The organism is Roseateles oligotrophus (assembly GCF_014204525.1).
Classification (GTDB): domain Bacteria; phylum Pseudomonadota; class Gammaproteobacteria; order Burkholderiales; family Burkholderiaceae_C; genus Paucibacter_A; species Paucibacter_A oligotrophus_A.
This window is the reverse complement of record NZ_JACHLP010000011.1, coordinates 162,744-172,862: the sequence shown is the minus strand read 5'-3', so window position 1 is coordinate 172,862 and position 10,119 is coordinate 162,744. Positions and strand designations below refer to the sequence as shown.

Annotated in this window: 10 protein-coding genes; 6 read left to right on the top strand and 4 right to left on the bottom strand. The window is 64.8% G+C overall.

What is annotated here, in order from left to right; genetic code table 11:
- Positions 1-84: 84 nt before the first annotated feature.
- From HNP55_RS21845 to HNP55_RS21835, 3 genes are read right to left on the bottom strand one after another with little or no spacing between them, the layout of a single operon-like run.
- Positions 85-399 (bottom strand): hypothetical protein, encoded by a 315-nt coding sequence (locus tag HNP55_RS21845; protein WP_184304156.1) that lies wholly within the window; start codon positions 397-399, stop codon positions 85-87.
- The gene (locus tag HNP55_RS24905) at positions 381-1,013 is read right to left on the bottom strand and encodes a nucleotidyltransferase domain-containing protein (protein ID WP_184304154.1); all 633 of its coding nucleotides are present in this window, start codon (positions 1,011-1,013) and stop codon (positions 381-383) included. The genes HNP55_RS21845 and HNP55_RS24905 overlap by 19 nt, the downstream gene beginning before the upstream one ends.
- A complete protein-coding gene (locus HNP55_RS21835; protein WP_184304152.1) occupies positions 1,010-1,807 on the bottom strand; it encodes a pentapeptide repeat-containing protein in 798 nt (265 codons plus the stop codon). Before HNP55_RS21835 ends, HNP55_RS24905 begins: the two co-directional genes overlap by 4 nt.
- 744 nt (positions 1,808-2,551) lie before the next feature.
- Here HNP55_RS21835 and HNP55_RS21830 point away from each other — a divergent pair.
- The 5 genes from HNP55_RS21830 to HNP55_RS21810 are packed head-to-tail and all read left to right on the top strand — an operon-like array spanning position 2,552 to position 7,426.
- Positions 2,552-4,249: an ExeA family protein gene (locus tag HNP55_RS21830; protein WP_184304150.1), complete on the top strand. Its 1,698-nt coding sequence runs from the start codon at positions 2,552-2,554 to the stop codon at positions 4,247-4,249.
- Positions 4,250-4,267: 18 nt separating this feature from the next.
- Positions 4,268-4,930 carry a general secretion pathway protein GspB gene (locus tag HNP55_RS21825; RefSeq protein WP_184304148.1) on the top strand — a complete coding sequence of 221 codons (663 nt, stop codon included), beginning with the start codon at positions 4,268-4,270 and terminating at the stop codon, positions 4,928-4,930.
- Between the two features lie 28 nt (positions 4,931-4,958).
- Positions 4,959-5,585, top strand: coding sequence for a LysE family translocator (locus HNP55_RS21820; protein ID WP_184304146.1), 627 nt, complete (start codon positions 4,959-4,961; stop codon positions 5,583-5,585).
- A gap of 9 nt (positions 5,586-5,594) precedes the next feature.
- Entirely contained in the window at positions 5,595-6,341 is a 747-nt protein-coding gene (locus tag HNP55_RS21815; RefSeq protein WP_184304144.1) for a GDSL-type esterase/lipase family protein, read from the top strand.
- On the top strand, positions 6,338-7,426 hold the full coding sequence (locus HNP55_RS21810) for an acyltransferase family protein (RefSeq protein ID WP_184304142.1): 1,089 nt from the start codon (positions 6,338-6,340) through the stop codon (positions 7,424-7,426). Before HNP55_RS21815 ends, HNP55_RS21810 begins: the two co-directional genes overlap by 4 nt.
- Here HNP55_RS21810 and asd read toward each other — a convergent pair.
- The gene (asd, locus tag HNP55_RS21805; RefSeq protein WP_184304139.1) at positions 7,399-8,289 is read right to left on the bottom strand and encodes an archaetidylserine decarboxylase; all 891 of its coding nucleotides are present in this window, start codon (positions 8,287-8,289) and stop codon (positions 7,399-7,401) included. The two genes, HNP55_RS21810 and asd, sit on opposite strands and share 28 nt — an antisense overlap.
- Positions 8,290-8,405: 116 nt before the next feature.
- Here asd and HNP55_RS21800 point away from each other — a divergent pair, with 116 nt between their 5' ends.
- A complete protein-coding gene (locus tag HNP55_RS21800; RefSeq protein WP_184304137.1) occupies positions 8,406-10,085 on the top strand; it encodes an aminotransferase class III-fold pyridoxal phosphate-dependent enzyme in 1,680 nt (559 codons plus the stop codon).
- Positions 10,086-10,119 lie beyond the last annotated feature (34 nt).

Here is a 10,119-nt window from a genome sequence, read left to right as displayed (position 1 = left end):
CAACAAGATGGGGATGAAACTTGTAACGGCTGACGTCGCGGCCTGAAAAAACCTATTCAAGATCAGACACTTGAATGGTGTTTCTTAAGAGCCTTCACTGTGCAGCGCTTTGACTTGTGCTGTCAGTTGCGCCATGAGTTGATCTAGCGTGACCTTCACTTCAGCCGTAAGCGGCATGAATGACTCATTGCTTTTGTTTGAAAGTGTTTGAGCGACATCCCCAAGTCTCACAAGGGTCTGTACCAGCAGGTGACCAGCCGGCAAAGCGACTTTGCTTCGCCATTGTTCAATTGCGGGCGATGACAAGCCGGTCAACTGGCGATTGCCGGAGTAGCTTCGATTTATGACTGCCAGCGCAGCGCGCTCGGCGACGACTTTGCTCAAAAAAGTGTTGGACAAGCTTCACTCCGAACTGATTCGGCCCATTCCAGGATTGGAGAGGCCTTTAGGTGGTTGGCTGCGAGGTCGTATTCGCTTGGCTCTGCTGTGCCTCGGGTAGATGCATGCCGCGCTCGCATGGCAGTCTCGTAAACGGTAAGGGGCAAAGGGCATCGCACAGGAAGTTCGTATGGCGCGTACCGGCTGAACGAGGGCTTTGCCAACATTGACCAAGAGGCTGCCATTGCAATGTCGCGAATCGCCGTGTATGCGAGGCCAAGTTCGTAGATCGGACTAGGTGAGTCGTTCCGAAGTTCGACCATGGAATTCTCTAGGAGAAGACGCAAGTCCGCGAGGTCTTCGGCCAGAGAAGAGTAGGGGGCAGGCTCGCCGAGAAGTGCAAGGAATCCAGACCCCGACCGAGGATAGATTCGGACTGCTTCAAGATGCAGATGCCATGCAAACAGCCTGCCGGCTGCGAAGTATGTCTCTATGGTCTTCTTGGAGTACACGCTCCAAGACGGTGGGAATGAATCCGGCTCTGAGTTGTCCTGTATTACTAGGACGTCCGCATCTGACGACGAGGAGACTTCTCCTCTTGTCATTGAACCGAATATGTAGATTTCGTGAGTCATCTACGTGATAGGCGCTTGACCAGTATCGCCATGAACAGACCGAACGCAACAAACTGAGTGATGGTAAGTGCGAGCGCATAGATCGGTGGCATGGCCTGCGCGTACTGCTTCCCCCAAAACTGCCAGATGGACTCCATGAGTGCGTCAGCCAACGAGAGTTTTGCCTCGCGAGAATAAAGGGCCGAGACTGCAAGTATGGCGAGAGAGCAGCTAATCAAGATGCGTACGATGCTCTCACCATTGCCCCAGAGAAGGTCAAGAACTTTCCACCGAGCATGTTGGGCTGCATGGGAGAGTCTCTCCCCGCCCTTGTATTTGGATCGATAGTAGGACTCTTTCGAGTAGGCCGCCTTGTACAGGTGTTGTCCCGTCAAGTGAACTTCGATGGACGCTGCCCTGTTTACCGCCTCGTAGTTTCCAATCTCGGCGAAGTTGACCCGCAACGACCTGACCAAGTCTCTGGCGAGGTTTTCCTCGCTAGGAAGGCAACGGTCGAGGAAGTCATCGTCAAGGTGAGACTTTTCCCAGGCTGTATATCGGAAAGTGCAGTTCTCGAACTGGGACCCCCGAAGATTTGTTTCCTTGACAAATGCACCAGTGAAATCGCATTCGATAAAGCGACAATTCCGGAAATAGCAGCCCAAGAAGTTGGCTTGCTTGAAGCTGATCTTGGTGAACACCTTGCCAACCGCGAACACGCGCACCATGTCGTGGCGTGTGAAGTCTTCATTGCTGACGTCCGCCGTGAACTCCTTGTCCTCGAACTTGGGCTTCTTGTTGTCTCGGAAGGGCATAGGCTGTGATTGTGAAGGCTAACTTTAGAATTCAGCGGCGCCGTTAGGATTCCGCTGGGATGACTTGTTAGAGCGCGACATCGCACTAAGCTCCATCGCGCCCTCGATTCAGGACATCGTTCGCACTATCCTTTAGCCACTTGTCCGCGTCAGGCTCATTTAACAACCAACGCGCCAGGTCTTCGGCTCGCGGATGCCCGCGTGCGGCAAGTAGGCCGATAGCAATCGTGGCGCACGATTGCTCCGAGCAGTGCGTTTCCACTAGCTCGACGAGCACTTCATCTGAAGTGATCGACCAGTCCGGCTCAGACGGATATGAGATCTGAATCCATTCGCTGGCCGAGAATTGCGGAGATTGGTGCATGACGGCTCGGTGTTGCTGCGCTCTAACTTTCTTATCGAGCGACAAAAGCCAGTCGCCGTAAAAACCCCTGTCGCCAATAACAGGCGGTCTGGGGTGGAGCCAAGACCTTGTCGGGCATAGAGATTTTGATTGAATTCTGCATTCTGTACTGCAATAACAGACCGGTATTTTGCAGCATGGCTCGGCTTCGATTGAGGCGCCTGCAAGGGGATCTTTCACCCGCAGCGAGCCTTTGGCCGTGGCGCTTGCCGGTTTTGACGGCGGCTGCGGCCGCGGGCAATTTCCTCCACCACGGCCGCCTCGCGTCGCTCACCCACCCACCCAGGTTAGGATGCGCAGCCACAGCCCCTGTCCTGTTTCTGGCGTTGCCGCGCCCACCCATGTACGCGAAATTCTTTGGCCTCAAGCAAGCGCCTTTTTCGATAGCGCCCGACCCGCATTACCTCTTCATGAGCGAGCGGCATCGCGAGGCTCTGGCGCATCTGCTGTATGGCTTGCGCGGCGGCGGCGGTTTTGTCTTACTGACGGGCGAGATCGGGGCGGGCAAGACCACGGTGTGCCGCTGCTTTTTGCAGCAGATTCCCAAGCACTGCAATGTGGCCTACATCTTCAACCCCAAGCTGAGCGTGCCCGAGCTTTTGCAGACGGTGTGCGAGGAGTTCCATATTCCCATGCCCCCGCTGCCGGCTATCGGCACCGGGCTGAAGGGCGAGCCGGCGCTCAAGCCTTTTGTCGACGCCATCAACGAGTTCCTGCTGCGCACCCATGCGGTGGGGCAGAACAATGTGCTCATCATCGACGAGGCGCAGAACCTTTCCGCCGAGGTGCTGGAGCAGCTGCGCCTGCTGACGAATCTGGAAACCTCGGAGCGCAAGCTGCTGCAGATCGTGCTGATCGGCCAGCCCGAGCTGCGCCAGATGCTGGCCGCGCCCGAGTTGGAGCAGCTGGCGCAGCGAGTGATCGCGCGCTTCCATCTGCAGGCCTTGTCCGAGGCCGAGACCGCGCAATACATCAGCCATCGCCTGGGCGTGGCCGGCCTGGAGCGCAGCCTGCCTTTCGAGCGCGGCGTGCTGCGCCGCATCCACCAGCTGTCACGCGGCGTGCCGCGCCGCATCAATCTGCTCTGTGATCGCGCCCTGCTGGGGGCGTATGCCCAGGGCCGTTCGCGGGTGGATCGCAAGACCTTGCAGCGCGCGGCCGCCGAGGTGTTCGAAGGCCGTCCAGCCCCTGGCGGCCGGCCTTGGGTCTGGGCCGGCGGCGGGCTTGCTGGCCTGGCCCTGGCCACGGCGCTGGCTTGGAGCCTGGCCAAGCAGCCGGTGGTCGGCCGGCCGGCCGTGGCGCCTGCGGCGGTGGCGGCAGCAAGCTCGGCCTCAGCCCTTGCGGCTGCTGCTGCAAGCGCGGCAAGCGCTGCCAGCAGCCCGGCGCCAGCCCTCGCTGCTGCCGCGGCCTCCTCGGTGACCCCCGCCCTGATCCAAGCCGGTCTGCGCGAAGAGGCGCAGGCCTGGCGCGAGCTGGCCGCGCTGTGGCAATTGCAGGCCGTGGCCGCGGTGGCCCAGCCCTGCCAGGCCCTGGCGCAAACCGAGCAAGTGCTGTGTTATCAAGGCAGCGGCGGCAGCCTGGCGCTCTTGCGTCTGCTGGACCGGCCCACGCTCTTGAGCTTGCAGGACGAGGCCGGCCAGCCCTATCAACTGCTGCTGCTGGGCCTTGGCGCGCAAACCGCGCTGGTGCGCAGCAGCGCGGGTGGGCCGGCCCAAACGCTGAGCCTGCTGGAGCTGGGCCAGCAATGGCGGGGCGACTACGCCACCTTGTGGCGCCAGCCGCCGGGCTATGCCGGCCACATCACGCCGGGCCCCATGTTGGACTGGCTGCGCGCCCAATTGGCCAAGGCTCGCGGCGAGCCCATGTCTGCCGCGACGACGCCGCCCGCGCAAAAATACGATGCCGCGACCCGCGCCAAGGTGGCGGCCTTCCAGCGCAGCCAGGGCCTGGAGCGCGACGGCCTGGCCGGCCCCGTCACCCTGATGCAGCTCAACCGGGTGGCCGGTGTGGCCGAGCCGCGTTTGCAAGCCCTGCCTTGACGAGCCCCTACAAAGCCTATGTCCTACATTCTTGATGCCTTGCGGCGCGCCGAGTCCGAGCGGGAGCGGGGCAGCCTGCCCACGCTGCACGGCCAGGCCACGGCCGCGGCCCGGCCCCTGGCGGCCGGCGAAGAGGGGGCGGCCAAGGCCTCCCGCCTGGTGCTCTGGCTGATCTTGCTGGCCTTGGTCTTGGGCTTGCTGGCGCTGGGCCTGTACTTCTGGCCCCGTGGTGGCGAGCCGGCAGCGAGCAGCGGCCCGCAGGTGGCGCCACGGGCGCAGACCCAGACGCAAGCACAGCAGCCTGCGCCCCTGACCCAGGCGCCGGCCGTGCCGCCGGTGACCGTTGCTTTGCCCTCGGCACCGGCCCCAGCGCCGGCCCCAGTGGCCGTGGCCGCTGTGCCTCAGCCCATCACCAAGGCCGCGCCGGCAGCCCAAGCGCCCACGGCAGAAGGCCCTCTGCCCAGCAAGGACGGGCTGCCCGAAGCGCTGCGCCGCGAACTGCCGCCCCTGGTGACGGGCGGGGCCATGTACTCCGACACCCCCGCCAACCGCATGCTCATCATCAACTCCCAGGTCTGGCACGAGGGCGACAAGATCGCGCCCAACTTGACGCTGGAGCAGATCCGCCTGCGCAGCGCCGTGCTGGCCTTCAAGGGCCAGCGCTTTACGCTGGCCTATTGATTTCGCGTCTTCCCTCTGAGCCCCTGCCATGCTGACTCTACAAACCGCCATCACCTTCTTCGGCCTGGCCTTGCTGCTGGGCTTCACGCCCGGGCCGGACAATGTCTTCGTGCTGATGCAGTCCGCCACCCAGGGCCGGCGTGCGGGCTTCTTCGTCGTGCTGGGCTTGTGCATCGGCTTGCTGGTACACACGGCGGCGATTGCCCTGGGCCTGGCGGCGGTGTTCGCGGCCTCGGCCCTGGCCTTCACGGTGCTGAAGTTTGTGGGCGCGGCCTATCTGGCCTATCTGGCCTGGCAGGTGTTGCGGGCGCCGGTGGGGCCGCTGGCTTTTGAAGCCCGAGGCCGCAGCAGCATGAGGGCCATGCTGGGCCGTGGCGTGGTGATGAACCTGAGCAATCCCAAGGTGGTGTTTTTCTTTCTGGCCCTGCTGCCCCAGTTTGTGGACGCCTCGCGCGGCCCGGTGGCCTGGCAGATCGTGCAACTGGGCCTGCTCTTCATCGCCGCAACCTTGCTCTCCTTCGGCGCCATCACCTATTTCGCCGGCACCGTCAGCGCTTTGCTGAAGCGCTCGACGCGCGCGCAGCAAGCCCTCAACCGCCTGGCCGGCACCGTCTTTCTGGGCCTGGCCCTGCGCCTGGCCTTGTCCGAGCGCTGAACTCACCCCATGAGCCGCTGGCTGCGCCGCTTGAGTTTGCTGGCCCTGGGCGCGGCGGCCATGCTGGCCTGGGCCTGGTTGCGGCCGCTTGAGTTTGAGGGTTTGCAAGAGCGCTTGCGCTGGCGTTTGAACGCCCTGTGGGCGCAGCCCGATCCGGCCCAGCTGCGCTACGAGGCGATGTTGACGGCCTTGCAGCTGCGCGGCGAGGCGGCGCTGCCCGCGGGCGCGCTGCTGCTCTTTGGTGACTCGCATCTGCAATCCCTGCCGGCCCTGCCCTGCCGGGGCGTGGCCTGGGCCAATTTCGCCATCGCCGGCGAGCCGGCCGAACGCCTGGCTCCGCGCCTGGCCGCTTACACCTCGCTCCAGCAGGCGGGGCTGCTGATTCTGCTCAGCGGCAGCAATGATCTGGCCCAGGGTGCCTCGCCCGAGCAGGCGGCCGCCCGCATGGCTCAGGTGCTGAGCCAGCTGCCGGTGGCCCGCCCCATGCTGCTGCTGGCCCTGCCGCCGCCCGCGCAGGCCACGGCCCTGGCCCAGCGTCAAGCGGCCCTGAATCGGCGCCTGGCCGCGCTGTGCGCGCAGCGGGCGGCTTGCAAGTTTCTGCCCCTGACTGAATTGGCCGATGGGCAGGGCCTGCTGCAGCCCGGCTTCGCGGCCGGCGATGGCGTGCATTTGTCGGCGGCCGGCTACCGGCGCCTGAGCCAGGTCCTGGCGGCGGCCCTGCCGCCGGCCGCACAATGCCAGGCAACAAGCCCATGAATCCCAAATCCGCCCAACGTTTTCACGAGATCGATCTGCTGCGCGGCCTGGCCTGCCTGGCCGTGCTGGGCTTTCACTACCTCTCGCGCTCGCCCCGCGTGGGCTGGATGCCCGAGGCCCTGGTGCCGGCCCTGGACGCGGTGCTGCGCTTCGGCTATCTGGGCGTGCATCTGTTTTTCGTCATCAGCGGCTTTGTGATCCTGATGTCGGCCCAGGGGGCCACGCCGCGCAACTTTGCCGCCTCGCGGGTGGCGCGGCTTTACCCGGCCCTGTGGGTGGCGGCCAGCATCACGGCCTTGACGGCTTGGCTGCTGGGGGACGCTCGCTTCATGAGCACATGGCCGCAATACCTCGTCAATCTGAGCATGGTGCCGCAGTGGTTCGGCGTGCCTTATATCGACGCGGCCTACTGGTCGCTGGCGGTGGAGCTGCACTTCTACATCTATATCTGGCTGCTGCTGCGCTTCAAGTTGCTGGGCCATATCGAGGCCTTGATGCTGGGCTGGCTGGCCATCAGCCTGGCCAATCTGCTCCGCCCGGCCTGGCCGCTGCAGTTCTGGCTGGACGCCAAATGGGCGCCGCTATTCGTGGCCGGCGGTATCTTCTTTCTGGTGCGCACCCAGGGCGGCTTCAATCTTCGCCGGCTGCTGACCCTGCTGGCCAGCCTGGCCCTGGCCCTGGCCTATGCCTGGCAGGACGCGGTGGCCGATCTGCACTGGGCCACGCTCTGGCGCGAGACCGACGCCTGGGTGGTGGCCGGCCTCATCACGGCGGTCTACGCCGTCTTCACGCTGATCGCGCTGGAGCGCTGGCGCCTGCCACCGATGCGCTGGGTGGCGGTGGCGGGGGCGCTGACCTATCCGGTCTACATCCTGCACCAGTACTTTGGCGCCATGGTCTATCAGCGGTTGCTAACGCTCAGCCACAGCATGCCGCTGTCGCTGTTGCTGACCACGCTGCTGGTCGGGGCCATGGGCTGGCAGATCCATGTCCGCGTCGAGAAGACGCTGGGCCCGCGGCTGCGCCGCTGGATTGAAGGTCAGCCACTTGCAGCCCCTCAGCCCAGGGCCCGCAGCAAGGCCTGACCCATGCGGATCCGGGCGCCGGATTCGATCCCTTCGCATAACTCGAATCCTGCCGGCACAAAGACGATGATGGTGGAGCCGTGCTGGAACCAGCCCATCTCCTCGCCCTTGTTGAATACGGCATCGCAGGGCAGCTCATTGGCGCCGCGATAGCCCAGGTGTAACAGCAGGTCCAGAAAGTGCAGGCGCAGGCTGGCCACCAGGATGGCCGCCACCGGCACGATGGCGATGGGCTGGCCGGCCGCCGGGCCGCTGAGTATGCGCGCCCGCAGCAGCGCCCGCTCGTTGCGGCAGAACAGGCGCTCCACCCGTTTGAGCGCGATGGGATTGACGTTCCAGGTGTCACCGGCGATATGGGTCACATGCTCCACCCGGCAGTCCGCCGGGGCGTGGAAGCGGTGGTACATCGCCGAGGTCAGGCGCAGGGTGATGAAGCTGCCGTTCTGAAAAGCGCTGCAGTCCTGGCTGGGGCCGAACAGATCCTGCATGGCATAGGGAAAGCCTTTGGCCTGGAAAACCTGCCGCCCCTCGACCCGGCCGCAGGCGCCGACGATGGCGTCGCAAGGGCTGCTGAGGATGTCGGCTCGGTGGTCGATGCTGCGTGAGCCGGGTTTCAGCTCGCGGGTGAAGCAGTCGTGCAGGCTGGCAAAGCGCTGCTGTTTGGCGTCGGACAGGTCCAGCTCGGTGAACAGCTTCCACACGGCGATGGAGGCGCGGCAGATCAGCGGATTGCGGATCTGGCTGAAGCGGCCCATCAGCTTCGTCAGCGCGATGCGGGGAATGCGGTTGGTGAGCAGGAAGTTCAGGTCTTCCTGCTGCAGCAGGCGGCGCAGAGGGGAGTTTGTGATCTCGCTTGGTTTCATCACTTTGTCAATTCAGTTGGATACGGTGGCGCGTGGCCGGCGCGCTTGCGCGCCGCCAAGACAGGATTTCTTCGTTTCTTCATCAATCGATTCAAAGACCAAGGACGCCGGCCTTTATGGATGAAACCTTCGCCCTCTCCGCCCTGGCCCTGGCCGCCTTGCTGTTGGCCTTGCCCAAGGCGCGGCGGCGGCTGCAGCTCTCGCGCGCCAAGCACCGCTCCCTGGCCGGCCATTCGCGCATGGCCAAGCGCCTGGCGGGTCTGATCCCCGGCTATGCCTACGACGAGGCCCGGTTCTTCGCCTCGGACGCCGCGCCCGCCGCCGTCGCGGCGCAGCGCAGCCAAGGCTTCTATCGCCTCAGCGCCGTGCTGGGCGAGCGCCATGCCAAGAGCATCGCCGCTTCCAGCGAGGCCGGCGTGGGCATCTCCGATCTGCAGTTCACCGGCAGCTACCGCGTGCCCTTCCAGTACAGCCGCTTTCTGCGCCAGCACCTCAAGACCGGCAGCTTTCTGCAGGCCTCGGACGGGGTGATGCTGGAAGACCTGGACGGCCAGCGCTTCTACGACCTGGCCGGCTCCTACGGCGTCAATGTGTTCGGTTATGACTTCTACCGCAGCTGCGTGGACGAGGGCATCGCCCTGACCCACAGGCTCGGCCCGGTGCTGGGCGCCTACCACCCCTGCGTGCTGGAGAACGTGGCCAGGCTCAAGCGCATCTCGGGCCAGGACGAGGTTTCCTTCCATATGTCGGGCACCGAGGCCGTGATGCAGGCCGTGCGCTTGGCGCGTTATCACACCCGCCGCCGCCATCTGGTGCGCTTCTGCGGCGCCTATCACGGCTGGTGGGAGGATGTGCAGCCCGGCCCCGGCAACCCCCTGCCGCCGCGTGAGACCTATACCTTGCAGGATATGTCCGAGGCCAGCCTCAAGGTGCTGGCGAGCCGGCGCGATATCGCCTGCGTGCTGGTCAACCCGCTGCAGGCCCTGCACCCCAACAAGGGCGCGCCGGGGGATTCGTCCTTGCTGGACAGCGGCCGCAGCGCCGGCTTCGACCGCGCGGCCTACACCGCCTGGCTGCAGCGCCTGCGCGAGGTCTGCACGGCACGCGGCATCGTGCTGATCTTTGACGAGGTCTTCATGGGCTTCCGCCTGGCACCGGGCGGCGCACAGGCCTACTTCGGCGTGCGCGCCGATATGGTGGTCTATGGCAAGACCCTGGGCGGCGGCCTGCCGGTGGGCGTGGTCTGCGGCCGGGCCGATCTGATGAAGCGCTTCCGCGAGGAGCGGCCGGCCGATATCTGCTTTGCCCGCGGCACCTTCAATGCCCACCCCTATGTGATGGGGGCGATGAAGGTCTTTCTGGACCGGCTGGAGAGCCCGCAGCTGCAGGCCCTGTATGCCGATCTCGACGGCATCTGGAACGCCCGTGCCCAGCGCCTCAACGCGGCGCTGCAGGCGGCCGGCCTGCCGCTGCGGGTGGCCAATCTGCAATCGATCTGGACGGTGATGTACACGCGGCCCTCGCGCTACAACTGGATGCTGCAGTTCTATTTGCGGGAACAAGGTCTGGCTCTGAGTTGGGTGGGCACGGGGCGTTTCATCTTCAGCCTCAATTACAGCGAGGCCGATTTCGAGGCGGTCTTGCAGCGCTTTGTCGCCGCCGCGCAAACCATGCAGCGCGAGGGCTGGTGGTGGCAGGACGCGGGCCTGAGCAACAAGAGCATCCGGCGCGGCATCCTGCGCGAGACCCTGGGCGCCAAGTGGCGGGAGTTAGGGCAGTGGCGCGGCCAGGCTTGAATCAAAGCGCGGCCCCGCAAGCCAGGGGCCGCTT

Bases quoted from the DNA above. Each gene is read 5' to 3' on its own strand.
- HNP55_RS24905 (WP_184304154.1), bottom strand. From the start codon at position 1,013: ATGACTCACGAAATCTACATATTCGGTTCAATGACAAGAGGAGAAGTC.
- HNP55_RS21835 (WP_184304152.1), bottom strand. From the start codon at position 1,807: ATGCCCTTCCGAGACAACAAGAAGCCCAAGTTCGAGGACAAGGAGTTC.
- HNP55_RS21830 (WP_184304150.1), top strand. From the start codon at position 2,552: ATGTACGCGAAATTCTTTGGCCTCAAGCAAGCGCCTTTTTCGATAGCG.
- HNP55_RS21825 (WP_184304148.1), top strand. From the start codon at position 4,268: ATGTCCTACATTCTTGATGCCTTGCGGCGCGCCGAGTCCGAGCGGGAG.
- HNP55_RS21820 (WP_184304146.1), top strand. From the start codon at position 4,959: ATGCTGACTCTACAAACCGCCATCACCTTCTTCGGCCTGGCCTTGCTG.
- HNP55_RS21815 (WP_184304144.1), top strand. From the start codon at position 5,595: ATGAGCCGCTGGCTGCGCCGCTTGAGTTTGCTGGCCCTGGGCGCGGCG.
- HNP55_RS21810 (WP_184304142.1), top strand. From the start codon at position 6,338: ATGAATCCCAAATCCGCCCAACGTTTTCACGAGATCGATCTGCTGCGC.
- asd (WP_184304139.1), bottom strand. From the start codon at position 8,289: ATGAAACCAAGCGAGATCACAAACTCCCCTCTGCGCCGCCTGCTGCAG.
- HNP55_RS21800 (WP_184304137.1), top strand. From the start codon at position 8,406: ATGGATGAAACCTTCGCCCTCTCCGCCCTGGCCCTGGCCGCCTTGCTG.